The following is a 25,356-nucleotide window of genomic DNA, read 5'->3' as shown; positions in this document are numbered from 1 at the left end:
CAACGGTTAACTTCTTGTTTTATCAAGCTCATTTAAAATATCTTCCCTATCGCGATCTTCATCATGAGTTAGCACTTCATCAACAGGCTGATAGGACTTTCCGTAAAATTCTTCATCTTTATATGTGTGGATTTCGGTGTACATTTTTTTCATTTGTTCATAAATTTGTTCTTCAGGAGCATCGTCCGGCGACCAATAGAGAATTTCCATCTTGTTTAGTTCATCCGTCACAACTGACCGGCGTGTATAGCCAATAGATTGTGCATGCATAAATCCTTCTCTTTGATAAAAACGGAGTCTTGCTTCGGTATCCGAGTCATCATAATCTACTGGTTCGACTTCCAGGATGATCGGTTTCCCCTTAGCTTTCATTTTTTCGATGAGTTTATGACCAAGCCCTTGACCACGTGAAGCAGTGGAAACGTATACATAATCGATGAAAAGAAAAGAGTCGAACTCGGCGTACATCAATACGTGGTTTTCTCCTTCATCTTTGTAGTACACATCACTTTTTTCCTTTAATAATGCTTCCATGTGTTCTTTTGATTTCATTTCCTCAACTGGGAAATACTCGTTCAACTTCTCATACCAATTCATTGATCTACTCCCTTATCATTAGTCAGTTTCTATTATACCGAATATTTATTCAGTTGTTAAATTTTATTCTTTCCATGTCTAGTTCTAATAGCAGCTTCATCTGTGTATAGAATGTGAGAAGATCCTCTTTTATATGCTTCTCCTATTTATTTTCCGATCAAACATTAGCAAAAAACTCATAAGTAACAAAACCTTAACCGTGGTGTGTTCATCATTCGTACCAGGAAATGAAATAACAGGGCTATAGTTACATAATAAATTCAAAAGGGACTCTTCATGGAGCCCCTTCATAAAATATTCTTTAATCCAATGGTGTATAATCTACATTTTTGGTATAGTTATTTCCGGAATTCCATAGTAAAAATTCATGAATTCCATTCTCATGTAAGGCACGAATTTGAGCTTCTACTTCAGCTTTACCGTATTGTTTCACAGGGCCAGAATAGAGCCACGGAGCCTCAAAATCCTGTAACCAAGGCCGAGATGTCGGTTGATCCTCAAGAGTACCTAATACATCATTTTCTACTTTCGCATATTCATCAACTAGACGATAGGGCTCGGTGTCCGGCTTTGCTAACCCGAAATATGGTCCCCAGTGGCTTGGATAAATCATCGAGGAAATCACATCAACATTTGAAGAGATTTTCGAGAAATTCTGCCCGATGTTAGGCGCTTCTGTTATGGTTGCCGCATATCCAAAGATATCAACAGATACATCGACGCCATAATAGGCTAATTCTTCCCGCGCATATTTAACAAAGTCTGTTACCGCTTTTACACGTTTTTGAACATTATCCATGTCCAAATCCGCATACTTCCCTTGCCCATATTCTAAGATGTCATCTCTACTATCAAACCCTTCCGGAAAACGAACGTAGTCATATTGAATTTCTTCAAACCCCATTTCAGCGGCTACCTTGGCAAGTTCTACGTTATACTCCCACACTTCCTCCATAAAAGGATTAACAAATGACTCACCTTTCCCATTTTTCCAAACTTGTCCATTTTGTTTAAAGGATAAATCCGGTCGCTTTTCTGCCAATAAACTATCCTTAAAGACCACGACACGGGCAATTGGGTATATCCCTTTTTCCTCCAATTTTTCCAACATAACTCGAGGATCATCAATAAAATCTTCTGCAACATCCGCATAAGGTGATCCTTCTTCAGGTTTAAATGTAATGTTTCCATGGTCTTCTTTAATATCAATGACCATAGCATTTAGTTCTGTCTCTTCCACAAGTTTTGTAAGCTCAGTCATTTTTGCCCCTCCAGCTGAAGGACCAGTTACATAAATCCCCCTAACAGCATCAGGGTACTCAAAAGTAAGGCCAGAGTTATATGTAAATCTTTCCGCTGGACTCGGAATTACGAGCTCCTTTATACCTGTTTCTTTTTTCGTAAGCATCGCGACTTCTTTCGAACCTTCCCCCTCCTCTGCTTTCACACCATGTAACGGCAGCATCAATCCAAAAAGGAGAACACCTGTGAAAACCACACGCCAAAGCTTACTTTTCCCCATATTCATCCTACTCCTATCCTAATATCTTCTATATTTTATTATAAAAGACGCACGCCTCTTATAACAGTACTTCAAGGGAATTTTCTCAACATTTTCCTTATTTCACCACCATTCGTTTACCTGCGTAAGAATACTTCCTAAGTCTATTCTCCTCATTCCTATTAAGTGATCGTTTGCCACACTTCTCTCAAGTCGTTTATTTAATAAAAAAAAGAAGACTCTGCTTTATCAGAGTCTTCCTTTTTTGTTTATTCTCCTGTTCCATGTTCACGTCTGTATTGTTCAAATTCTTTGTTCGTACAAAGTACGAAGTGTCCAGGACGCACTTCACGAAATTCCGGTTCTTCACTTGTATCATGGTTGTTTGGATCATAAGTGAAACGTTCACGTGAGCGTTCATAATCAGGGTCGGGTAATGGAATAGCTGACAATAAGGATTGTGTGTATGGGTGAATCGGGTGTTTATACAACTCATCCGCATCTGCAAGCTCTACCATTTTACCAAAATACATCACACCGATACGATCACTAATATACTTGACCATTGATAAATCGTGGGCAATGAACAAATAGGTCAAACCTTTTTCTTCCTGAAGTTTCTTCAAAAGGTTAACAACTTGCGCTTGAATGGAAACATCCAAAGCAGAAATAGGTTCATCGGCTATGATAAAACTTGGATCTACAGCAAGCGCACGGGCAATACCAATACGTTGACGCTGACCACCACTGAACTCGTGAGGGTATCGATTGGCGTGTTCTTTGTTCAAGCCAACAGTTTCCAATAATTCATGCACTTTTGCTTTACGTGCTTTTGGATCCTGGGCCAGACTATGAATGTCCATCCCCTCCGCTATAATATCTTCCACCTTCATCCGAGGGTTCAAGGATGCATAGGGATCCTGAAAAATCATCTGCATTTCACGGTTAAACTTTTTCATGTCCTCCCGTGATTTCTTACCGTGCACATCCTCACCATTAAAGATAACTTCTCCATCTGTAGCATCATAAAGGCGGATAATGGTGCGTCCAGTCGTGGATTTACCACAGCCGGACTCACCCACCAAACCGAAGGTCTCCCCTTTATAAATATCGAAGTTCAATCCATCCACAGCCTTCACTACACTGTGACGACCTGTTTTGAAATGCTGTTTTAAGTTCTTGATTTCAACTAATTTTTCCTGACTCATATACGCTCACCTTCCGAATGACTCGATGAATTCGCCATGCCTTCCATACGCTTCTTCACAGCTGCCGGCGGGTCAATATCTGGAGCATTTTCATGCAGCAACCATGTAGATGCATAATGAGTGTCGCTCACTTTAAACATTGGTGGTTCCTGTTCAAAGTCAATCTGCATCGCATACCGGTTTCGAGCCGCAAACGCATCTCCCTTTGGCGGGTGCAACAGGTCAGGTGGTGTCCCGGGGATCGCAAACAACTCTTCATCCGAACTCTCAAGTGACGGCATAGAACCAAGAAGCCCCCATGTGTATGGATGTTTCGGATTATAGAAAATATCATCAACCGTTCCAATTTCAACAATCTTCCCTGCATACATGACAGCAACGCGATCGGCCACGTTCGCCACCACACCAAGGTCGTGAGTAATGAAGATTGTTGCAGAGTCTGTCTTTTTCTGAATATCTTTCATAAGCTCTAAAATCTGTGCCTGAATCGTTACATCAAGAGCTGTGGTTGGCTCGTCTGCAATCAACAATTTGGGATTACAAGCCAATGCAATGGCAACAACCACCCTTTGTCTCATGCCACCAGAAAATTGGTGGGGGTATTGTTTCATTCGGTTTTCTGCATCTGGAATACCAACAAGGTCTAATAATTCAACGACTCGTTTTCGAGCTTGAGACTTATTCATTTTCTGATGCTTAATCAGACCTTCCATAATCTGATTCCCAACTTTCATAGTCGGGTTCAAAGAAGTCATTGGATCCTGGAAGATCATAGAGATTTCTTTTCCGCGAATTCTCTGCATCTGTTTTTCATTCATTTGTGCAAGGTCTCGTCCTTCAAAAAGGATTTCTCCTTCTTTGATACGACCAGGCGGTTTAGGAATCAACTGCATCAGAGCCTTAGTTGTAACGGATTTACCTGAACCAGATTCTCCTACAATGGCTAACGTTTCACCTTTTTTTACATCAAAATTAACGCCACGAACTGCTTTGACTTCACCGCCGTAGGTGTCAAAGGAGACGTGCAAGTTTTTTACATCTAGTAGTTTTTCCATTTTGTACACCTACCTCCTATTCGCGCATCTTCGGATCAAACGCATCACGAAGACCATCTGCTAAGACGTTAAAGGCAATCATGATAAGAGAGATTATAATTGCCGGGAATAATAGAATGTGCGGATAAATCTGCAAAGAATCGAAACCTGCATCAATCAGCGTACCAAGCGAAGCCATTGGAGTTGGAAGACCTAATCCAATAAAGCTTAAAAATGCTTCGAAGAAAATCGCAGAAGGAATGGAAAACATGGTATTGATAATGATTAATCCCAATGTGTTCGGAATCAAATGCTTCTGCAAAATACGACTATCTTTCGCACCCAATGTTCTTGATGCCAGCACGAATTCTTGGTTTTTCAGTTTTAATATCTGGCCTCGGACAATTCTGGCCATCGATATCCACCCCGATATCGCAAGAGCGATGGTAATGGACATTATTCCTGGTTCTAGAATTAGAATCATCAAAATTATGAGTACCAGGTTAGGAATACCAACAAGTATTTCAATAAAACGCTGCATATAGTTATCGACACGGCCGCCATAATAAGCAGATATACCTCCATAAGCAACACCGATTAACATATCAATCGCTGCAGCTAAAAAGGCAATGTAAAGAGATACTCGAGTTCCCATCCATGTACGTGTCCACTGGTCACGCCCAAGTCCATCTGTACCAAACCAGAAATTTTCATCCATATTTTTAGCTGCATAGACGTCATAAGTAGCTTTAACTTCAGCAGCCTCCCCATTCGAACCGTCATTCAACACTTCAGTTGTAATATATTCTTCCTGATTGTTAAAACGCATCATCGCTTTTGTTTTTGCTTGTTCTACTGTATCAGCAGATTGTACGTCAGAAAGCATACCATCCATACCAAGCCAGCCTAAACCTTCTACTTTTGGAGGCATTTTAGCGCGCGAAAGATCTTGCTCGTACTGTCCATATTCCGTCATATAGGGACCAAACGCGGCCAATAGAGCCAACACTACTAATACCGCAAGTCCAATCATCGCTCCGATATTTTTACGGAGACGAATGAAAGAATCCTGCCAGAAAGATAAACTCGGTCGAGAAATCTTATCTATCTCCGTTTCCTTTGTTTCTACAGGAACAAATAAATCTTTCGATGGTTTTTGGTTATCCATTGATGATTACTCTCCTTCCGCCAGTCGAATTCTAGGGTCGATGACTCCATAAAGCAAGTCGATGACCAGGATGATGAAGATGAATAGGAAAGCGATCAAGAGAGTCGTACCCATAATAATTGGGAAGTCATTCATGTTTATCGCTTTTACGAACTGCTCACCAATTCCAGGTACGGCAAAGATATTCTCAATCACCAATGTACCTGTCATCAAACCAACAGCTAGCGGTCCTAACACTGTAATCAATGGAATTAAAGCGTTTCTAAAACCGTGCTTAAATACAACACCGAACTTGTTCACACCTTTGGCTCGGGCCGTAACGATATAGTCCGACCCCATAACTTCCAACATTTCTGTCCTCATAAAACGGGCGGCAATTGCAATTGGGAAGATGGCCAACGAAATGGTTGGTAGTATTGAATATTCCCAGCCTTCCCACAAGGCAACTGGCAACCAGCCAAGTTTCACTCCTATAAAAAACTGGAGCAATCCAGCAAAAACGAAAGATGGAATAGACTGACCTAATACCGCAAGAAAGGTTGAACTATAATCTAACATCCCATTATGATAAATAGCTGAGGTTAGACCAAGCAGAATACCAATGATTGTACCAATAAACATCGCTTGAACACCGAGTTGCATAGATGGACCGATACGTTCCATTATGATTGTTGTTACTTCACGGTTATCAAACTGAAATGAAATCCCTAAGTCCCCTTGAACCAAGTTTGTCATATAATTAAAATATTGGACAGGAACGGGATCATTCAACCCATATTTTTCTAATACTACCGCTTGTTGTTCTTCCGACAATTTATCTGCAGCACTTAGGGGAGTCCCAGGTAAAAACTTCATCAGGAAGAACGTCAGGGTAGCAATTAAGAACATCGTTATAACCATATAAATCAATCGCTGGATAATATAACGAGTCATATTAAACACCTCCGAATGTATATACCTACAAACCTTCTTTATTATTGTCTTGTTTGAATTGACAGAAATTTGTCTATAATCAGAATAATTTGATGGCAGGGAAAAAGAGAGCATACGCCAACACGTTGGACATATACTCTCTTCCCCTGTAAAGCAAGCCTATATGCGGTTGGAATTACTATCTCTATTATTTACCTTCGATATAAGCATACTTGTAAGTGAAGTCAGGTCCCATTGGCTGGGCAATGACTCCTTTAACATATGGCTTCCAAAGTCGAGCCTTTGCACGCTGGTAAAGAGGTGCAAGAACTGCGTCTTCCTGGATAAGCATCTTCTCAGCTTCTAGGAATGTTTCGAAACGCTCTACTGGCTTTTGGGCAAGCTCAGTGTTCGCTTTTTCGATCAGACCGTCATATTCTTCAGAAGAATAACCAGTCTTATTGTTGCCACCATCAGTTACGAACATGTTCAAGAACGTATTCGGGTCGATGTAGTCAGGTCCCCATCCAGAGTTTTGGATGTCATAATCCATGGCTTCATCGCGAGCAAGACGCTCTTTAAAAGGTACTGATTGAACTTTCACAGTTAACCCTTCAAGCTGCTCAAGCTGATCCTTAATGTAGGCATCCATATTCAAAGCCACTTCAGTGTCACCACCAAGGTAACCTAGCTCAATTTCATCTTGTCCGAGCTCTTCTTTCGCTTTAGCCCATAGTTCTTGAGCTTTTTCAACATTTGTCTCAATTAGATCCCCATTAAGTTCACGGAAATCTTCTTCAGTTTCAGGGTGTTTCGTAAAGTTCTGCGGGATGTGACCTGCAGATGGAATGGAACCGTTGTTCAAGATAACATCAACCATAGCTTGACGGTCGATGACCATTTGAATCGCTTTACGTGCATTGACGTTTGCCAATACTTCGTTTTCCTGGTTCATCTTCAAGTAGAACAATGTTGGTTCTTCATCGATTACAAAATCATCAGAAGTACGATATTGGTCTACAAATTCTGCTGAAAGACCAGCACGGTCAATTTCACCAGTATCATATAGGTTTACAGCAGTGGACGTTTCTTTTACAACTTTAACGTTGATTTTCTCAAGTTTTACGTTCTCTGCATCCCAGTAATCTTCGTTCTTTTCAAGCGTCCAGCCTTCACCATGGTTCCATTCAGTAAGAACGAATGGTCCGTTGGAAAGAAGCGTGTCTGCTTCTAGCGCGTACTGATCACCATGTTCTTCAACGAATGCTTGATTCATTGGAAGGAAAGTACCAAATGTAGTAAGGGATTCGAAGTAAGGAACAGGCTTTTCAAGTTCTACAACTAGTGTATGGTCATCCTCAGCTTTCACACCAAGTTCTTCCACTGGTACTTCACCATCTACGATCGCTTGGGCATTTTTAATAATGCCACCCATCATATATGGACCGTACTCAGAACCTGTATCTGGATTAACAGCACGTTGCCATGCAAATACGAAATCATTGGCAGTTACAGGATCACCGTTTGACCAAACAGCATCCTCACGAAGGTTGAATGTCCAAGTAAGACCATCTTCACTTACTTCGTGGTCTTTAGCAATTCCTGGTTCTGGTTGAGCGTTCTCTCCTAGACGATAAAGACCATCTGTGGTAGAACCTAACCATTGGAATGCTACAGCATCAGTAGCTAGAGATGCATCCATTGTTGGAATCTCAGCACTGTCTGTAATATTAAGTACTTGCTCGCTGTCTCCCGCAGCGGCATCATCTTCTGAAGAAGTATCCTCTGTTTCAGCATCATCAGTGGAGTTTGACGTATCGTCAGAACCCCCAGAACATGCTGCGAGGAACATGCTAAGTACTAGAGCAAGTACTAGCAATAACCAATTTGTCTTTTTCATGATAGAAAATGACCTCCCCTAATAATTTTCTAAATTTTGATGTGGGATTTCGTCCACATATCGAATTATACAAGTTTTCTAACTATTTTGCATTACCTTTTTTTCTGAAAAGTTTCAGGATTCCCACCATTATTACGTTTCAATAACATAAAATGAGACTAATTACCTAGTTTATTTTACAATATTTACGTCCTAAACTTATTATTTATAAGCGTATTTGCATAAAAAAAGATATGGAACTTTAAAGAATGTTATTTATCACGGTTATACGTTAAAGCGTTTGAATATCTCATACAAGTTTTTGCCAAAGCGAAATTTTCAGTCTATTCACCCCGCAGCTAATTCCTTTGTATTAATAAAACATGGTATAATAATAGTTGAGTTTTTCAGAAAGGTGGATCTTTTGTGAGCATCATGAAAAATAAATGGGTAATGTTCGCGGTCAACATTGCTTTAGTTACCATACTATTTATCGCCCTCGCACCTGTTTATGACCTGCTTCATTACATTAACCAGCTTTTCTATATCGCTTATTTCTATATATTTATCGGAATTATCATGTGGGTAGTTCGCGGAGGGTTCTTTGATGGAATAACGTACGGCTTTCGCAGGTTCTCCAATCGTATGTCAAAACAAAAAGATTATTTGGATGACTGGAAAGAGAAACCTCTCCCCTCTCAGACGATTCATAAGTCCTTACCCAAGTTTTTTTTATTCCATGGGTTTATGTTAAGTGCCGGCTTAGTGGCATTACTTTTCATTTATTATTCAGGATAAGCACTTGCATATCATGCTATAATCCTATATAATTTTTACTTACTTAATAGAGCGAAATGCAATGATAAAGGATAAGTACGGGAGATTGATCCTTTTTAGAGAGGCTGTGGCCGCTGAAAACAGCTAAGGATATCTTACGGAATTGGGCCTTTGGAGCTGCGATAGACGTAAATCGGCGTTAACGATTCAAGCAGACTTCTGATTATTTCAGAAGTAATGAGGGTGGCACCGCGGATCATTCGTCCCTTCCATATTGGAAGGGATGGATGATCCTTTTTTTATTTTTCAAAACAAATAATGAGGTGATGAACATGACGAAGACAATTTTTTCTGGAATTCAACCCAGTGGCACCTTAACACTGGGGAATTACATCGGAGCTATGAAGCATTTTACAGATTTGCAGGATGAAAATAACTGTTACTTCTGCATTGTTGATGAACATGCAATTACAGTCCCACAAGAACGATTAAAGCTGAGGGAAAACATTCGCTCGCTTGCCGCTCTCTATTTGGCTTCTGGTATTGATCCTGACAAATCCACCCTATTTATCCAATCCGAAGTTCCTGCACACACCCAACTCGGCTGGATGTTACAATGTGTCAGTTATATCGGGGAACTGGAGCGCATGACCCAGTTCAAGGATAAATCAGCTGGGGGTAAAGAAGGGGTATCTTCAGGACTTCTAACCTATCCTCCATTAATGGCGGCAGATATTCTTTTATACAAAACAGATGTTGTTCCTGTGGGGGATGATCAGAAGCAACACCTGGAACTAACTCGCAACCTCGCGCAACGATTTAATAATAAATTCAACGATATTTTCACTATTCCTGAAGTGCGCATCCCTAAAGAAGGTGCAAGAATCATGTCACTTCAAGATCCAACGAAGAAAATGAGTAAGTCTGACGAAAACCAAAAGGCTTTTATTTCGATGCTGGATGATGAGAAAAAGATTATGAAAAAAGTCAAAAGTGCAGTGACTGATTCTGATGGAATTGTTAAATTTGATAAAATGAATAAACCAGGAGTCTCCAACCTGCTAACGATTGAATCCGCTTGTTCTGGTGTTTCCATCGAGGAGCTGGAACAAAAGTATGAAGGGAAAGGATATGGAGATTTCAAACAGGGAGTAGCAGAAGCCATCATTGATGTCTTAAAACCAATCCAGGAACGATACGAATCTTTGATCCAATCCGAAGAATTAGATGATATTCTGGATGCGGGTGCGGATAAAGCGTCCTTAGAAGCAAACAAAATGATTCGCAAAGCAAAGAAAGCCATGGGCCTGGGAAGGGTTAAAAAGAAAAAGTAATAGAAAATAAGAGAGCCAGAATTGAGCTTATGTACTCAATTCTGGCTCTTCATATGTTGTGAGACTTGTTCATTCTCCCCTTGCCAAATCGTTTCAAAGAACGGTTGCCCTTTCACCATTTTCTTACATAATTCTTCGTGAGCCTTTGACCATCCCTTACACGTTCCTTCATATAAACGTTCCCATGCCTCTTCATTGGAAAATTGCTTAATGGTTGGATATTGGGCTGGGTCCCATTCTGTCAGCCAATAACGAATTTCTTCAGGATGATCGGACTGTTTTAATTGGTCGAGTGCCATCATCAGCAATTGCTTTAATTGACGCTCTCTCCTTGTCAATCCTGACATTTTCTTAGGTGCGAGAGATAAAATATGATGCTCTTTGGTGATTCTTTCTTCTATTATATAGTGCGCTGGTTCTTTCCCTTGAACCATTTCAAAGACCAAACGTTCCTGCCTCGGAATGAGACGGCTCTTTTTAACCGGAAGAGTGTAACCGATAGTATCAAATACAATAACATCTTTTCCATTAGTGACTACCGCTGCGTATTCTACGGTATGACGTTCTTGGTTTTTCTTCATATACGTTTTGCGATGAACATCCTGAAGCAGTGAAGCGGGTAAATCCTGTAGATCATTCTCAATAAAATTGAATAATTCATCACTGATCAAAATAAGAGGAATTTGATCAATCAACTCGATGCCATCCTCTTTTCTCCATTCATGAAAACGACAGACGTTATACCCATTCTCTTCACCTTCAAACCAGTTCACCCACAGATCATGCATGTATAACATTTTGGACCCTCACTTTCACTCGGTGATCTCTTTTGGTTACATTATGACCAATGCTGGCTTTTTTATTCTTTGAAACCATATTTTAGAAAATTAATCATCCATAAGAATTAAAGCTACCACTATGAGTACCATTCCAATTGGGAATAAATAACATTCCACACGGGACTTTAATAAAATTATAAATTCGATCCAGCTTAAACCGGCAGGGACAAGATTTAAATACGTTATCGTTACCGTTCCCCCTGCTACAGCTAGTCCAAAACCTGTTAAAAGCAGCAACCAATACCACATATATTCATCCCTCCGGCTCGTCCTCCTACTGCTATCTTATGAAAGCAAACCCCTTGTCATGCGGTGAATTGCCTTTAAATCCTAGCCTTTACTTCGATACCAATAACAGGTACATTAAATAACAGACAAGCTCTTATTATAGATTCAATGATGCTTGACTACCGGAAAAGGTTTGAAAGGATGATGACATTGGCAAAGTCAAGAGCCTTGCGGAAACGAAATAAGAAAAGACGTAAACGCAAGGTATTCATAGGGATATATGCCTTCTTATTTCTACTCATTATTGGATACTCTAGCTACGAGTATCTTGCAGGTAAACACCAGGCTATGAACAAACAAGCTTCTGCTGCAGAAGATATAGAACCTGAGGAAACGGTAGAAAGCATTTATGAGGATGAATTTAAAGGAAAAGATAACGGAGATGGAAAACTCATGGTTCTCCTTCTTGGAGTAGATCAGAGAGGTTCTGAGATGGCGAGAACAGATACCATCATGCTCGCAGAGTACGACACGGAAGATCAAGAAGCTAAAGTCGTTTCTTTAATGCGCGACCTTTATGTAGATATTCCTGGTCATGGCTATAATAAGCTGAATGCAGCCTTCGCTCTGGGTGGTCCCGAACTCCTTCGAGAGACGATTGAAATAAATTTTGGAATTCATACGGAGTATTATTCCATTATCGACTTTAATGGATTCACCCAAATTGTTGACACTTTATCTCCTGATGGGGTTGATATCGATGTTGAGAAAGACATGCAATATACTTCAGCAGATAAAACGACGAATATACAGTTAGAGAAAGGGCCACAAACCCTGGATGGCAAAGAACTGCTGGGATATGTCAGATACCGCAGTGATGCAAGAGGGGATTTTGCAAGGGTAGAGAGGCAACAAAAGGTGATTCAATTGATGAAAGATGAGCTCCTTTCTTTTCAAGGGGTGTTGAAAGCACCGCGCTTAATCGGCAATATCCAACCATACATTGATACAAATATAGGGGGAAGTCTAATCCTCCAAATTGGTAAAAATATGATTCTAAATCCAGTGGAATCTATCGATATGTTAAGTATCCCTACAACAGATAATGTTTGGGACGACAGGAAACCTTATCCAATTGGCCTTGTATTGAATCATGACGAAATAAAAACAAGGCAGACCCTAGAGGAATTTTTTGAAAAAGAATAACAAAATCCCGATGCCAAGGGATGGCATCGGGATTTTTTCTTATTCTTCATATTTTTTAAAAATCAAGCTCGCATTGTGACCACCGAAACCAAGAGAATTACTCATGACGGCATTTACTTCCTGCTTACGCGCTTCGTTAGGAATGTAATCCAAATCACATTCCGGATCTGGTGTTTCGTAGTTGATGGTAGGAGGTAAAATCCCTTCATTAATTGCCTTCAAGGATATGACAGCTTCAACCGCTCCTGCAGCACCTAATAAGTGACCAGTCATGGATTTCGTTGATGAAATCGCCAATTTGTTGGCATGTTCTTGGAAGACTGTCTTCGCTGCATGGGTTTCAAATTTATCATTCAATTCGGTTGAAGTACCGTGCGCATTCAAGTAATCAATATCTTCAGGATTTATTCCAGCATCATCGATGGCTTGTCTCATGGCGCGAGCCGCCCCGTCTCCTTCAGGTGCAGGAGAAGTAATATGGTACGCATCTCCCGTAGATCCGTAACCTTTTAATTCTCCGTAAATCTTAGCCCCGCGTTTTTTAGCAGATTCCAGTGTCTCCATCACAAGAATACCTGCTCCTTCTCCCATAACAAAACCATCACGGTTCTTATCAAACGGACGGCTTGCCGATTGAGGGTCTTCATTAAGAGATAATGCACGAGCAGCAGCAAACCCGGCAAAGGACATTTTGTTCATCGGAGCTTCTGTACCACCAGCAATCATAATATCAGCATCCCCACGCTGAATGACTTTAAAAGCATCACCGATGGAGTTTGCTCCCGAGGAACAGGCCGTTACGGTACAGGAGTTAATGCCTTTCGCTCCAAGTGCAATGGACACTTGCCCTGCAGCCATATCAGGAATCATCATAGGAATGAAAAAAGGACTGACGCGACGGTAACCTTTTTTCTGAAATGTTTCAAATTGGGATTCATATGTGCCCATTCCACCTATTCCTGACCCGATCCAGACTCCCGTCCTATGAGCGACATCATCGTTGATGTCAAGATTGGCATCTTCAACCGCCATATGTGCAGCAACCATCGCATATTGAACAAACGGGTCCATGCGACGTGCATCTTTTCGATCTACATAATCAGATGGATCAAAATCTTTCAGTTCTGCTGCAACATGAACAGGATAATCTTCTTTATTCACCTTGGTAATTTCTCCGACGCCTGATACGCCATTTTTAATATTGTCCCACATTTCTTCAACAGTATTACCGACTGGAGTTACTGCTCCCATGCCGGTAATAACCACACGATGTTTATCCATTTATTTTATTCCTCCTTGATTACTTCCCCCATCGGAGGGCAACTGCTCCCCAAGTGAGCCCGCCGCCGAATCCGACAAGAACAACTAAATCATTTTCTTTTATTTTACCTGCCTTCACATCTTCTGACAAAGCAATTGGAATCGATGCAGAGGACGTGTTTCCGTAGCGTTTAACAGCTGTTGACATTTTTTCTTCAGGGATACCTAATCGTTGACGAGCCGCTTCCATTATTCTTATATTCGCCTGGTGTGGCACTAAATAATCAACGTCTTGTTCACTCAAGCCAATTTTCTTGACGACATTGACCGAGGATTCCGGCATCTGCCTGACAGCAAATTTAAAGACTTCACGCCCATTCATAAACAATGTGTCTTCCGGTGTTTGGTAAAGGTGAGGCCCTCCAGTTCCGTCAGAACCTAGTTCAAAGGAAAGTATGCCTTTCCCTTCACTGACAGGTCCAATGACAGCTGCGCCTGCTCCATCGCCAAATAACACACATGTGTTACGGTCGGACCAATCCGTAATTTTAGAAAGCTTCTCTACGCCGACAACTAGGATATTCTTATAGGCATTTGTCTCGATAAATTGTTTCGCAGCAATCACTCCGTACATAAAGCCCGCACACGCTGCACTTAAGTCCATAGCCGCGACCTTATTAGCCCCAAGCCGATGTTGCAGCATTGTCGCAACAGATGGAAAAGGGGTGTCAGGAGTAACAGTAGCTACCATAATCATATCAAGATCTTTAGCCTCAAGATTTGCATCCTTCAAGGCCTCTTCTGCGGCACGTAAAGCCATATCTGAAGTGTCCATATCCTCTGATGCAATGCGGCGTTCTTCGATCCCTGTACGAGTACGGATCCATTCGTCACTTGTATCCACTATTTTTTCCAAATCTTTATTGGTCAGAACTTTTTCTGGCGCGAAGTGTCCAACGCCCAAGAATCCTGCGTTCATATATTCATCCCCTTAAAGGTAATATCTTATATCAATTCTTATGACTTGGTACTAATTTTAATTCATCTGTAATCAATCTGCAAGTTTTCATGAAGTTTGCTCTTAAAAGAGGATCCTCACTATTTAATCTACAGCTTCTGCCTACAACAAGAACGACAACCATTACATACCTTATAGTAGAGGAGGTGTGCTTATATGGACAAAAGAAAATCATCCCCTTTTGATGATTTCTGGGGATTCCGCCAACAGGAAGAAAATAAAAAAGAAGAAAAACCTCAACCAAATCTCCCTGACCTTTTTCAAGAAGCATCTAAAACCTGGAAGTCTGTATCTCCAATGATCAAACCTATGATTGACAAATTCAAAAAATAAATACCTTTCCCGCTTCATGGATGTAATACTTCCAAAAGGGCATTACCTGGTCTTGGATATGAAAAACCTCTGATCCTGTCACGCAGTTCAGAGGTTTCTTTCAGGCAGTTCGCCCGTTTCCTTATATTGTTCCACTAATTCTTTGATATCTGATTGAATATCTTCGGGGACTGCAGGACTGTATTCACCCATTTGAATAGCGCCTTCCTGAAAATCAAAAGTAAGCATCTCCCCTGAGAGTTCATCATTCATATACCGTTCCATGGCTAATTTATATACTTCATCCACTTTCTGAACCGTACTTGTCAATACTGTATTTTGCGCGACATGGGATTGGTCCTGTACATATCCGATCGCATAATTGCCATCATTCTGAGCTTGTTCAATGACTGGAACATTAAATACATCTCCAGCAGGATAAAAGACATCCACACCCTCTTTTTTCATTACATCATAATACATAAGGGCCATATCAATATTCTCCCAGCTGTTAGTTAATGAAATCTCAACATCAGCGTCGGGATTCTGATGAATAACTCCTTCATAAAATCCTTCCACTTCCGGCTGCCATTCGAATACACCTATAATTCCAACATGGTCAGTCTTTGTCATTTCACCTGCAACCATTCCTGCAAAAAAGCCCATCGCTCGAGAATCAAAATTGAGGCTTGTAACATTTTCTGCAGAGTATTGTCCGTTAAAATAGATAAATTCTATATCAGGATATGCATTTCTAAGCTCTTTGAAATGGTTACCGTATAAGCTGCTATGACCGAATATAACCTCAATCCCTTTGCTGGAAAATTCATCGACCGCCTGAACGGTTTGATTATAGGTTCTTATGCCTTCTTTGAAATATATATCTACCCCATATTCTTCCTGTATAGCTTGCAATCCCTTGTACCCCTGCTGCCCCCACGCCTGATCATGGATGGTCGTCTCAACGAGCATTCCGACCTTTACATCCTTCTGATAAAGCGATAGACCATCACAGGCCACAAGGGAAAATAATAGAGAGAGGATCATGATTGTCTGTATTTTCACATTCAAGCACTCCTAAATACCGCTACTTTTATCCTCTCACTATTCTACATTTATTTCACTATAAAAGTAAATGACCAGGACGGAAAGCCCTAGACTTTTTTCAACATCTGATCACAACACCAAAGCGATTTAATTCTTTCATTAAGTGTCTCCTCTTCCAGCTTTCTTTCCCTTCTATTGAATGTTTCTTGGTTAAAAAGACTCGTTAGAAAATCTTCTAAAAAGTCACCTATATACACAGCCTCCTTATCAAGGATCCATCTTTTCAAATCAGACTGATCCTCACTTTCGGTAGGGTGGAGGTCCATCCACTCTCCATATAAAAGAGGAAATTCAATCCATTCTTCCTCATAATTTTCGCCTTTCACGAGTAACCCCTCTTCCCAAATCTCTATCTCCCACTCCCCTTTTGTGCGCTGGATATGGTTTTCTTTATCTTCTATATTATAAAAGTGCTGAAAGTTACTGTTTCTTCCGACAAACATATATAATAGGTCCTTTTTTCTATCGCTGATCGGATCAATACCGACTACTTCCATTCCCTCTTGAAGAAGACTTGAAGTGATATGAAACCCAATCCAATGAAAGCAAGGGTGTATAGTTACGACCATGAGCGGTCCTCCTCTTTCATGACTTCTTACATTTTATTCGAAGCTTTGGATAATCATGAAGCGATTTCATATTTCCTTTTCTTGTTCTCTCTGATAAGATAAAGATAGATTGTGTAAAAATGAGGTGAGTAACAATGCGGATGATTTGGACTATCATTTGGGCTTTCCTACTAAGCTTCATGTCTGCTTATGTAGTCAGCAATATGGCTGGGAGCAGTTTTGCTTTTTCCCAAGTCATTATTATGACGATTCTCTTCACACTAGCCGCTGTGGTACTTGGTGAAGGCATGATCAAGGAAGAAGAAGCATAAGCCATATTAAAACGTTGCTATCATTCGGATGGCAGCGTTTTTTATTTAAAAATGAAGAAATTCTCCTCTAGTCATAGGGAGGGGGTTGTTTTATAATCAGAGGATACGAACGTGAATGTCCTCACAGACGTTCTATCAGCGCTAACCATAAATATAGTAATAGGAAACGATTTTCACTTAGGGTAGGAGGACTATATCATGGAAGAACTATGGTTATTAATCAAATACTTATTTTTAGGGATTTTTCAGGGGTTCACAGAGCCTATCCCGATATCATCCAGTGGGCACCTTGTCATCATGCAGGAACTTCTGGGGATCAAGCTGGAAGGGCTCACATTTGAAGTCCTTGTAAACTTTGGCTCACTTGTAGCCGTTCTTATCATTTATCGCAACGACCTCGTTCGCCTTGCAACCAATGGAATTGGTTTTCTTATCAGTCGGGACGCACGTCAAAAAGATGATTTTGATTTTATTATTTATTTAATCATCGGTACAATTCCCGCTGGTGTACTTGGCGTACTTCTCGGGGATGCAATTGAAGGGTTATCCACTGTCCAAACGGTTGGAATAACATTAATCATCACAGGTATCGCCCTTTGGCTAATCAGGAACCTTCGTGGTCGAAAAGGAGATGGACAATTAACATGGAAAGATGCTGTGATTGTAGGATTAGGACAGGCTGTCGCCTTAATCCCAGGCATCAGTCGATCTGGAGCTACGATCGTTGCTGCCATGTTCTTGGGCATGAAACAGGAAACCGCCTTGCGTTTTTCTTTCTTACTATTCATCCCTGTCAGTCTTGGAACCATGCTTCTGTCTGTTGAAGATGTCATTGCCCATGCTAGCGCAGAAAATGCCTGGTTCGCCTATGTCCTTGCCTTTGCAGGATCGGTGGTAGCCTCATACTTTTCTCTGAGATGGTTTATGAACGTCATGGCACGAGGCAACCTAAAATATTTCGCTTTCTATTGCTTTATTGTCGGCGGCCTTGTCGTCTTATTCTTATAAGATTTTTTTCATGCCCCCGTTTGTCCTAATCATTTTCTATAGACTGCCATTTTATCGAACAGGTGTAACAAGAAAGGCCAGGATGAGACCGCTCAAGTCTCGCCCTGGCCTTTTATTTCACCCACCACTCACAGGAGGAATGAAGGCAATCGTATCTCCTTCTTGAATGGTTGTCTCTTCAGGAGCGAACTCTTCATTTACAGCCACCATGCAACTTTTCACTTGCTCGATCGAATACTCTGCCCAGACTTTCTCTTTCACTTCGCCTAGGGTCATTCCGACGGCAGGCATCTTGATTTGATCATCACCAATAGCTTCTTTCAACCCCGCGAAAAATAAGAGTGTGATCATTTTATTTCCCCCTTTAACGGTATCCCGGGACGGGTTTGTTTTTGATCTCCAATCCATTCTTCTCCGTCTTCCCAATGTTCTTTTTTCCAAATGGGGACGATTTCTTTAATTCTCTCAATAGCATAACGACTCGCTTCATAAGAGTCGGAGCGGTGAGGAGTTGAAACAGCAATCATAACCGCTATGTCCGAGATCTCAAGCCGGCCCACCCGATGGGCAATGACAGTCACTGCTTCTGGCCAGTGTTGATCTATTTCAGTTGCAATTTGTTCGAGCTTCTTTTCCGCCATTTCTTTATAACTCTCATATTGTAGAAAGAGTGTTTTTCGTCCATTTGTAAATTCACGTACTGTTCCAATGAACGTATTGATCGCACCCGCCTCACGCCTGATTACTTTTTCTGTAATTATCTGTATATCCAAAGGTTGATCGGTGATCCAACAACGTTTTTCCACTAAGTTCTCTCCTTTGCCTTCTTATATACTTCCGGCAGATGTTTTCTCCAATCCTTCAATGCTATGACAGGCAAGGATATTTGCTCTGTCATGTGTTCATCCCAGCAAATCACCAATTGGATGTTCATCAATTGATCGAGAAGCAGAAGATCTTCCTTTCTTTTTATGATGACAGCTTTTGGAAAATCTTCTTTCTTATATCCTTCGATGGTAATCAGATCCGGTGAAAAACTCTGATAGATGCTTACCAGTTGTTTTAGGGGAAAATCCTCTTCATGTGTTAATTCGAGTTGAAAGCGGCGTGGACTATCTACACCCGTTAAAAATGCACCTGACTCATGCAGTCGATAACTATCTGTATCATCGTGCATGACTTTTAAAGGCTCTTCATGGCGGTGGTGTTTGATGGCCGCAACTTTCTCTCCACGTTCTGTTCCATAAGCAATTAAATCAGAAAGCAATGATGTCTTCCCACTATTTTTATATCCGACGATTTGAAAAACCGGCGCTTCGGTCATGGTCTCCTCCTCTTTATAATATAGAAATGGACTTTATAATCCGCGCGTTTAGTAAAGGCTGTCAAAACAAGCTCGAGTTCATTCATGCTGCCATGACCTTTATAAGCTGACCAGAAAAACGCAACCCCATTACAGGGTCGAACCTATTCCCTTCTTATGTAAAAACCCCTACCGTCGTACAAACGGCAGGGGTATACCTTCCATCAATCTGGAATCCCAAGAGCTATTTTCGCATAACGACTCATTCGATCTTTGGTCCACGGTGGATTCCAAACGATGTTGACCGTTATTTCATTTAGTTCAGGTAAATCAGCAAGTGCTCGCTTGACATCCTGCTCGATATGACCCGCCAGTGGGCAGCCCATCGCAGTTAGAGTCATTGTAACCTTTGTATCGCCATTGTCATCTATATCGACGCCATAAACCAAACCTAAGTTTACAATATCAATGCCGAGCTCAGGGTCAATGACATTTTCAAGGGCTCCCATTGCATTTTCTTCCAGTGCAGTTGTACTCACATTAGTTCCCCCTTCACAATTCTTCAAACTCTATTATAAACAAAATTCCCAAGAGAATAAAATCTTCCCAATAATTATAAGACTAACTCCAACCAATTAACCATCTCGAGCACAGCAAATCGGCTAACCTTGTGATCCCGTCCCACCTCTCTAAGAAAGCGGATATTCTCTGGATTCTTATACTGCTTAATCGCTTCATTGTAAAAATCATAAGAATGTTCAAACGGTACAACAGGATCTGCATCTCCATGCCAGAAGAAAAGGGGACGTCCATACAGTTTGTCCATCTGTTTGGAAAGATCGATACCCTCTAGCGAGCTATATAATTCATCAAGGTCGTCTTGGCCAAGAGGAAGTACGATGCCTGTTTTTTCCACATCCTGAATGAGTTTCTTTGCAAATACTACAGGCTTGGGGGATCCCATCATTACTGCGGATGCTTGGATCCAAGAATACATGGTCATAGCAGCACTTGTAGTAATACCCCCCATGGAAGTCCCGCCAACACCAATACGTCGATCTTTAATTAAGCCCTGGCGATCGAGTTCGTCTTTAATATCTTGAAGCTCTTTCAAATTTTGATACACCACGTCCCAAAATTTAAAACTCAGCTCTTGTTTGGGCAAGTCCTCATCCCGCTCGCCGTGATAAGCACTATCTGGGAGGATAACACGGTACCCTTTTTGAGCAAGAAGAAAAGCCTGCGGAAGATTATGTTCTTTTGCGGATGTAAAGCCATGGAAATAAATGAATACCGGCAGTGGTTCCTCTTGTTTCGCCGATTCCACAACCGTTAAAACAGGTACATTTTTGTATGAGTTACGGTAAATCCCTATCATTTGTCCTATTTCCTTTCTGCAACAAACTTTACGTTTTCATTAAGTGTTGTTTATAAATTGGTTATATAATAAGTATCGTAACACTGCCATCTTTAATTGGAAAGTGTTAGGCAAATGACATGGGAATTTCTTTACAATTTACCTTGAAAACCGCTACACTATACATACAAATGAGGTGAAGCTAAATGGAACAGCATTTAATTGCTTTAGATCTGGATGGAACTCTTTTAACAGATGAAAAAATCATCAGCAAAAAAACTAAGAATACCGTCTTCAATGCGATGGAACAAGGCCATATTGTTGTGATCGCAACCGGAAGACCACACAGAGCCAGTATTGACTTCTACAAAGAACTTGGCCTTAACACCCCAATGGTCAACTTCAATGGAGCATTGATTCATCACCCGAACGACCACCAATGGGACGCTGTCCATTCTCCTTTAGGAATACGGACCGCTCATAAAATCATTCACACCTGTCAGGAGCTAGGTGTCAAAAACATTTTAGCCGAGGTAAAAGATGAGGTTTACCTCGACCAATACGATGAAGAGCTCATGAGCATATTCCACACAGAAAATGACCCTATTACGGTTGGACGTTTGCAATCGAATTTGAAGGAAGATCCGACTTCTATTCTCATCCACCCGGAAGAAGAGAAAATTAAACAGTTACGCAGTGAACTTGATGACCACGCTTCTCTCATTGATCATCGTAAGTGGGGCGCGCCATGGCATGTCATTGAAATTGTGCGAGCAGGAATGAATAAAGCTGTAGGTCTAGACAAAATCGCCCGATACTTTCATATACCAAAGGAACGCATCATTGCTTTTGGTGACGAAGATAATGACTTTGAAATGATTGATTATGCCGGTGTGGGTGTTGCTATGGGGAATGCGATTAACGAGTTAAAAGATCTTGCTAATCACGTGACCCATACTAATGAAGAGAACGGTATCGGGAATTTCCTTGATGACTATCTAAAACTTAATAAACGTGCAATTTAAGCACTATTTTCCATGTGTAATTAATGACCCTCCTGCCATACTAAGCTTGAACGTGAAAGCGTTCAGGCTTTTTATGACAGGAGGGTCTTGTCATGGAGCAGCAAAAGAAAACCAATCGTAAACACGACCGCTGGACGGAGGTTCGAAAATTTGACGAAAGCGAGATGGAGCCCAAAAGGCTTTCAGAAGCAAAGCGCAAAGAAATCGAATCTGACCAGCATACGGTAGGAGGGTTTTAACCATGGAGAAAAACCTTTTTGAAAATGCGCGCGAAGCGGTTAACCGTCTCACCCAAAACCGTGGTGGCAAACACAACGCGACCAGCCAGGAAGATATGAAGGCCGCGAAGCAAGCGATTCAATCTGCCTATAGCCAATGTTCTCAAGAAGAGAAACAACAGCTACAGCAGCTTGAACAAGAAGTAGAAGCTCACCACAACAATTTCCAATAAGCATGTTTAGATCAGGTCGTTCCCAACGACCTGATCTATTTTTTTCCATAAAAGCTCCCTTATCGAGAACACTCAGTTCCGACATTTTCAGGAGAAAAATGGTGGGTGGGGATGGCTCGCTTTTTGTGGGCGTATGGCGGGCTTCCTCAGGCTTCGCCTCCGGGATCTCCCCTATCATTTTCATCCCACAGGTGTCTCCCCATTTTTCCACCCACCATACGATAAGGGATACTCGACACCCTCTTCGCCTTTCCCAATACCCCTTAACCATTACAAGGTTTCTCGGAATCGAACCTTCAGATAACTGTCTTTAGCTCAATGAATTTTACAGGGGAAGTCAATTAAGGTATGAGGTATATTTGTTAAATGAAGGGGATATAATGACTATCCCCTAATCATTTTATATAAAAAAGCGAAGTGCCTGAAGGAATGCAAAATCAGGCACTTCGCTTTTTTATGAACATACATCGGCAAGAGTTGTCACTACCTGGAGGTCTGGATGTTTCAGTTCCACCTCACCAGTAGGCTGAACTAATACAGCTTTCATTCCCTTTCTTAAAGCAGGTGCAATCTCATTTAAGATATTATCCCCGATAGAAACAATTTGGGAAGGTTCAAGCTGGTGCCTCTTTAAAATGGACTCATAATGCAGGGCTGTCTTCTGGGGTTTATATGCTGAAGGGATGGTGTGATGAAATAAGTTTGTGAGACCTATCCGATCCAGTATATTTTCTACATCCTGCGATTCACTATTAGTCAATAGGATAAGGAGTTTCTCTTTCCTCCACTGTTCGAGCGCAGCCTTAAGCCCTTTCGTCTTTGACATCTCAAAAGCCTCTGTTGTCATATACTCTTTCGTTTGGTCATAACATTCCCTGGCTTCTTCCATACCTACCCCATAATGCATCGCTACCGCGAACGGCAACCACCATCCATCCCCTATAGCAATCATTCGTTCAAAGCCGTATTGAATATAGTCGGGATAAACCATTTCTACTCTCTCCTGTAACCAGTCTTCCCCTTCCCACGAGGTTACTGTTTTCACTTTATTTGTAAAAGGATCGACAGCTATTATGGTATCGCTCTTCATATCATAAACGGTACCAACCTTTAATGGATGTTCACCTTTTAAAATGTTTTTATAATCATATTCAAAATCATTTTGATGCTTTTGATTGACTTGTTGTTGTAAAAGATCCGCGTAAAGTTGAAAATGTGCCACATCTTCGTAAAGAGTCCCATCTAAATCAAAGATCAAACACTTCGCCTGTTCAATCACATGAACCACCCCCTCTCCTCAGTATTTACTTATTGGAAACTTTTATTAAAACGGAAGAGAGAGCCTGTTGTATGCGTTTCTCTTGATCACTTTTTACTCATCTCCCCCGTTCGCATTATCTCTGAAATAACATCGCAGGGTCGTGGATAATTGCAGCAGGTACTCTTCCTACGGCAATAAGCACTTCTAAGGACCTTATAGGGGATGAGGAAAGTGGTTTGAATTTAATCGGAAATGCACGCCAAGCGATCGGTAATGGAATTGTCGGTAACTGCAAAAATGGATGCCCTAAAAAAACCCAAAAACCTCATTCAGTTGTTCGGAACTCTACCATCATTTGCATTCTTTTATCTAACATGGATGAACAATTAGAGCTCTCGCTTATCATTAAGGGGAATTTATTACAGGGGCTTGGTGGATTCGTGTTTTTTCTAAAACCTACTCCTCATCCCCCTCTCAACTTAAAGCATATGGGCCATTCACCAGTTACAGGATAGCTGTACCATCCGTGAGAGCAGGAATTGCATGGATCGAATAAAGATAAAAGAACCTCGCTGTTTTTCTCACAGCGGGGTTCGGATGATTTACGTTCATTTCTTTTCGTCTGTTTACTAGCAGATTATCCATTAGAACAGGAAGAAAATCTATGTTTCTTAAGGAAATATAAACGTTCTTTCCGGTAATTAATTCATCAAATCACTTTTACAACCCAGGACTATTCCTGAAACTGTTCCAATAAACAGACCTGTACAGGCCCTATGCCTCCACAGGTTAGTAAGCTTCTTGCTTTCTAAGTTCCCTCAACAAATTCTCTAAAACGGAACGAAGTTCTCGAAAATCCCCTTCGAGCATACGGAAATAGAGCGCTCTCATGAAGTGTTTGCTATTATTTATAATGATATCCTCACTGGGATTCTTCCAGCTGTCTCGGATATAAAGCAAGGTTTCTAACCATTCAACTCGATCCTCATGAGTGATTTTCCCGAACATCTTTAATACAGCCGTCACCATCCGCTCCTCTTCATCGAAGAGATAAGGTTGGTCAATAAGGAACTGTTCTCTAATGATAGGAAGCATATCCAGAATCTCTTCTTTTGTTATTTCTTCACATGCAGCCACACTATAGATTGCGTCGGCCGCATGAGCCATCGCATGAGCCCAACCTTTATCTTTCACATAACCTCGGTGGTCTTTTTCCTGCTTCATATATTTTTTTAAGTGATCCCACACACGGTGGACCTCTTCTTCTTTTAAAAACGGGGAATGGTTGTGCTTTTCCATAATTGGCGGAATCAGCAATACAGAAAAACTTCGTTTAAAAACGGCATCCTCTTCTTTTTTTGAAGTTCCGATCCGGTAGAACAAATAATTTTTGTTCAATACAGATTGCAGGATATTCTTCAATTGTTCATTCGTATAATGGCCACGCTCAATAAATGTCGTGAATATGGAATGAATGAGGTCATCCCGCAGTACTGGATGGACAGAGCCTATTTTTTGCAGCATCATCGTAGTGAGCTCCTGGAAGTTCTGCCCTTCAGGCAACGTATAATCGTTGTCTTTGATCGGCTGCAGTACTTCGATTAATCTTGATTCCATTGCACACACCTCCTAAACATGCACTCATTGTATCACATAACCAAGCCAACAATGTAACATAGATGCTCATAGTT

Annotated in this window: 30 protein-coding genes and 1 other annotated feature; of the genes, 10 read left to right on the top strand and 20 right to left on the bottom strand. The window is 41.1% G+C overall.

Features of this window, described 5'->3' with window-relative positions; translation table 11 throughout:
• Positions 1 to 6: 6 nt before the first annotated feature.
• From BLW54_RS13910 to BLW54_RS13880, 7 genes are all read right to left on the bottom strand, one after another.
• Positions 7 to 597, bottom strand: a complete 591-nt coding sequence (locus BLW54_RS13910) for a GNAT family N-acetyltransferase (RefSeq protein ID WP_035510190.1) — start codon at positions 595 to 597, stop codon at positions 7 to 9.
• A gap of 301 nt (positions 598 to 898) precedes the next feature.
• Positions 899 to 2,119: a putative glycoside hydrolase gene (locus BLW54_RS13905; protein WP_035510188.1), complete on the bottom strand. Its 1,221-nt coding sequence runs from the start codon at positions 2,117 to 2,119 to the stop codon at positions 899 to 901.
• 248 nt (positions 2,120 to 2,367) lie between these two features.
• On the bottom strand, positions 2,368 to 3,306 hold the full coding sequence (locus tag BLW54_RS13900) for an ABC transporter ATP-binding protein (protein WP_035510187.1): 939 nt from the start codon (positions 3,304 to 3,306) through the stop codon (positions 2,368 to 2,370).
• Positions 3,303 to 4,361, bottom strand: a complete 1,059-nt coding sequence (locus tag BLW54_RS13895) for an ABC transporter ATP-binding protein (RefSeq protein ID WP_035510185.1) — start codon at positions 4,359 to 4,361, stop codon at positions 3,303 to 3,305. The genes BLW54_RS13900 and BLW54_RS13895 overlap by 4 nt, the downstream gene beginning before the upstream one ends.
• A 16-nt stretch (positions 4,362 to 4,377) precedes the next feature.
• Positions 4,378 to 5,508 carry an oligopeptide ABC transporter permease gene (opp3C, locus tag BLW54_RS13890; protein ID WP_035510184.1) on the bottom strand — a complete coding sequence of 377 codons (1,131 nt, stop codon included), beginning with the start codon at positions 5,506 to 5,508 and terminating at the stop codon, positions 4,378 to 4,380.
• A 6-nt stretch (positions 5,509 to 5,514) separates the two neighbouring features.
• A complete protein-coding gene (gene opp3b, locus BLW54_RS13885) occupies positions 5,515 to 6,441 on the bottom strand; it encodes an oligopeptide ABC transporter permease (RefSeq protein ID WP_035510182.1) in 927 nt (308 codons plus the stop codon).
• Between the two features lie 187 nt (positions 6,442 to 6,628).
• Positions 6,629 to 8,320, bottom strand: coding sequence for a peptide ABC transporter substrate-binding protein (locus BLW54_RS13880; protein ID WP_035510181.1), 1,692 nt, complete (start codon positions 8,318 to 8,320; stop codon positions 6,629 to 6,631).
• Positions 8,321 to 8,734: 414 nt separating this feature from the next.
• Here BLW54_RS13880 and BLW54_RS13875 point away from each other — a divergent pair, with 414 nt between their 5' ends.
• Both BLW54_RS13875 and trpS read left to right on the top strand, forming a co-directional pair.
• Positions 8,735 to 9,097 (top strand): DUF3899 domain-containing protein, encoded by a 363-nt coding sequence (locus tag BLW54_RS13875; RefSeq protein WP_231622431.1) that lies wholly within the window; start codon positions 8,735 to 8,737, stop codon positions 9,095 to 9,097.
• Positions 9,098 to 9,149: 52 nt separating this feature from the next.
• Positions 9,150 to 9,347 (top strand) — a binding site (T-box leader).
• Positions 9,348 to 9,408: 61 nt separating this feature from the next.
• Entirely contained in the window at positions 9,409 to 10,410 is a 1,002-nt protein-coding gene (gene trpS / locus BLW54_RS13870; RefSeq protein ID WP_035510763.1) for a tryptophan--tRNA ligase, read from the top strand.
• A gap of 35 nt (positions 10,411 to 10,445) precedes the next feature.
• Here trpS and BLW54_RS13865 read toward each other — a convergent pair whose 3' ends face one another.
• Together BLW54_RS13865 and BLW54_RS13860 are read right to left on the bottom strand one after the other, a co-directional pair.
• Entirely contained in the window at positions 10,446 to 11,207 is a 762-nt protein-coding gene (locus BLW54_RS13865; protein WP_035510178.1) for a YjbA family protein, read from the bottom strand.
• A 90-nt stretch (positions 11,208 to 11,297) separates the two neighbouring features.
• A complete protein-coding gene (locus BLW54_RS13860) occupies positions 11,298 to 11,498 on the bottom strand; it encodes a YuzI family membrane protein (protein ID WP_035510176.1) in 201 nt (66 codons plus the stop codon).
• 189 nt (positions 11,499 to 11,687) lie between these two features.
• Between BLW54_RS13860 and BLW54_RS13855 the strand changes: the two genes are divergently transcribed.
• Positions 11,688 to 12,683: an LCP family protein gene (locus tag BLW54_RS13855; protein ID WP_231622414.1), complete on the top strand. Its 996-nt coding sequence runs from the start codon at positions 11,688 to 11,690 to the stop codon at positions 12,681 to 12,683.
• Positions 12,684 to 12,722: 39 nt separating this feature from the next.
• Here the strand turns inward: BLW54_RS13855 and fabF are convergent, their stop codons facing one another.
• Together fabF and BLW54_RS13845 are read right to left on the bottom strand one after the other, a co-directional pair.
• Positions 12,723 to 13,964: a beta-ketoacyl-ACP synthase II gene (fabF, locus tag BLW54_RS13850; RefSeq protein ID WP_035510175.1), complete on the bottom strand. Its 1,242-nt coding sequence runs from the start codon at positions 13,962 to 13,964 to the stop codon at positions 12,723 to 12,725.
• A 19-nt stretch (positions 13,965 to 13,983) separates the two neighbouring features.
• Complete coding sequence (locus tag BLW54_RS13845) at positions 13,984 to 14,922, bottom strand: beta-ketoacyl-ACP synthase III (RefSeq protein ID WP_035518964.1); 939 nt, start codon at positions 14,920 to 14,922, stop codon at positions 13,984 to 13,986.
• A gap of 195 nt (positions 14,923 to 15,117) precedes the next feature.
• Here BLW54_RS13845 and BLW54_RS20760 point away from each other — a divergent pair, with 195 nt between their 5' ends.
• Positions 15,118 to 15,294: a hypothetical protein gene (locus BLW54_RS20760; protein ID WP_155996988.1), complete on the top strand. Its 177-nt coding sequence runs from the start codon at positions 15,118 to 15,120 to the stop codon at positions 15,292 to 15,294.
• Between the two features lie 87 nt (positions 15,295 to 15,381).
• Here BLW54_RS20760 and BLW54_RS13840 read toward each other — a convergent pair whose 3' ends face one another.
• Both BLW54_RS13840 and BLW54_RS13835 read right to left on the bottom strand, forming a co-directional pair.
• Positions 15,382 to 16,338 carry a BMP family ABC transporter substrate-binding protein gene (locus BLW54_RS13840; RefSeq protein ID WP_231622413.1) on the bottom strand — a complete coding sequence of 319 codons (957 nt, stop codon included), beginning with the start codon at positions 16,336 to 16,338 and terminating at the stop codon, positions 15,382 to 15,384.
• Between the two features lie 89 nt (positions 16,339 to 16,427).
• Entirely contained in the window at positions 16,428 to 16,949 is a 522-nt protein-coding gene (locus BLW54_RS13835) for a hypothetical protein (protein ID WP_035510171.1), read from the bottom strand.
• 134 nt (positions 16,950 to 17,083) lie between these two features.
• Between BLW54_RS13835 and BLW54_RS13830 the strand changes: the two genes are divergently transcribed.
• Positions 17,084 to 17,260 (top strand): YjzD family protein, encoded by a 177-nt coding sequence (locus tag BLW54_RS13830; protein ID WP_071414037.1) that lies wholly within the window; start codon positions 17,084 to 17,086, stop codon positions 17,258 to 17,260.
• 198 nt (positions 17,261 to 17,458) lie between these two features.
• Positions 17,459 to 18,268 carry an undecaprenyl-diphosphate phosphatase gene (locus BLW54_RS13825; protein WP_035510169.1) on the top strand — a complete coding sequence of 270 codons (810 nt, stop codon included), beginning with the start codon at positions 17,459 to 17,461 and terminating at the stop codon, positions 18,266 to 18,268.
• A gap of 117 nt (positions 18,269 to 18,385) precedes the next feature.
• Here BLW54_RS13825 and moaD read toward each other — a convergent pair whose 3' ends face one another.
• The 5 genes from moaD to BLW54_RS13800 form a co-directional block, all read right to left on the bottom strand.
• A complete protein-coding gene (gene moaD / locus BLW54_RS13820) occupies positions 18,386 to 18,619 on the bottom strand; it encodes a molybdopterin converting factor subunit 1 (RefSeq protein WP_035510167.1) in 234 nt (77 codons plus the stop codon).
• Positions 18,616 to 19,074: a molybdenum cofactor biosynthesis protein MoaE gene (locus tag BLW54_RS13815; RefSeq protein ID WP_035510165.1), complete on the bottom strand. Its 459-nt coding sequence runs from the start codon at positions 19,072 to 19,074 to the stop codon at positions 18,616 to 18,618. The genes moaD and BLW54_RS13815 overlap by 4 nt, the downstream gene beginning before the upstream one ends.
• A complete protein-coding gene (gene mobB / locus BLW54_RS13810; RefSeq protein ID WP_035510164.1) occupies positions 19,074 to 19,592 on the bottom strand; it encodes a molybdopterin-guanine dinucleotide biosynthesis protein B in 519 nt (172 codons plus the stop codon). The genes BLW54_RS13815 and mobB overlap by 1 nt, the downstream gene beginning before the upstream one ends.
• A gap of 203 nt (positions 19,593 to 19,795) precedes the next feature.
• Positions 19,796 to 20,080: a metal-sulfur cluster assembly factor gene (locus BLW54_RS13805; RefSeq protein ID WP_035510758.1), complete on the bottom strand. Its 285-nt coding sequence runs from the start codon at positions 20,078 to 20,080 to the stop codon at positions 19,796 to 19,798.
• Between the two features lie 104 nt (positions 20,081 to 20,184).
• Complete coding sequence (locus BLW54_RS13800) at positions 20,185 to 20,949, bottom strand: prolyl oligopeptidase family serine peptidase (RefSeq protein WP_035510162.1); 765 nt, start codon at positions 20,947 to 20,949, stop codon at positions 20,185 to 20,187.
• Positions 20,950 to 21,134: 185 nt separating this feature from the next.
• Between BLW54_RS13800 and BLW54_RS13795 the strand changes: the two genes are divergently transcribed.
• The 3 genes from BLW54_RS13795 to BLW54_RS13790 all read left to right on the top strand — a co-directional run bounded on the left by BLW54_RS13795 (position 21,135) and on the right by BLW54_RS13790 (position 22,404).
• Positions 21,135 to 21,953, top strand: coding sequence for a Cof-type HAD-IIB family hydrolase (locus tag BLW54_RS13795; protein WP_074735233.1), 819 nt, complete (start codon positions 21,135 to 21,137; stop codon positions 21,951 to 21,953).
• Between the two features lie 92 nt (positions 21,954 to 22,045).
• Positions 22,046 to 22,192, top strand: a complete 147-nt coding sequence (locus tag BLW54_RS20755) for a hypothetical protein (protein WP_167358820.1) — start codon at positions 22,046 to 22,048, stop codon at positions 22,190 to 22,192.
• A 2-nt stretch (positions 22,193 to 22,194) separates the two neighbouring features.
• On the top strand, positions 22,195 to 22,404 hold the full coding sequence (locus BLW54_RS13790; protein ID WP_035510159.1) for a DUF3813 domain-containing protein: 210 nt from the start codon (positions 22,195 to 22,197) through the stop codon (positions 22,402 to 22,404).
• 454 nt (positions 22,405 to 22,858) lie between these two features.
• Here BLW54_RS13790 and BLW54_RS13785 read toward each other — a convergent pair whose 3' ends face one another.
• Complete coding sequence (locus BLW54_RS13785; RefSeq protein ID WP_167358819.1) at positions 22,859 to 23,683, bottom strand: HAD family hydrolase; 825 nt, start codon at positions 23,681 to 23,683, stop codon at positions 22,859 to 22,861.
• 131 nt (positions 23,684 to 23,814) lie between these two features.
• Between BLW54_RS13785 and BLW54_RS13780 the strand changes: the two genes are divergently transcribed.
• Complete coding sequence (locus tag BLW54_RS13780) at positions 23,815 to 24,180, top strand: DUF6944 family repetitive protein (protein WP_392387205.1); 366 nt, start codon at positions 23,815 to 23,817, stop codon at positions 24,178 to 24,180.
• 274 nt (positions 24,181 to 24,454) lie between these two features.
• Here BLW54_RS13780 and BLW54_RS13775 read toward each other — a convergent pair whose 3' ends face one another.
• The gene (locus BLW54_RS13775; RefSeq protein WP_035510156.1) at positions 24,455 to 25,282 is read right to left on the bottom strand and encodes a DUF2785 domain-containing protein; all 828 of its coding nucleotides are present in this window, start codon (positions 25,280 to 25,282) and stop codon (positions 24,455 to 24,457) included.
• Positions 25,283 to 25,356 lie beyond the last annotated feature (74 nt).

It is taken from the genome of Halobacillus karajensis (genome assembly GCF_900108515.1).
Lineage (GTDB): Bacteria > Bacillota > Bacilli > Bacillales > Halobacillaceae > Halobacillus > Halobacillus karajensis.
Note: the sequence above shows the minus strand (reverse complement) of the source record. Positions and strands in the feature narration are given on the sequence as shown.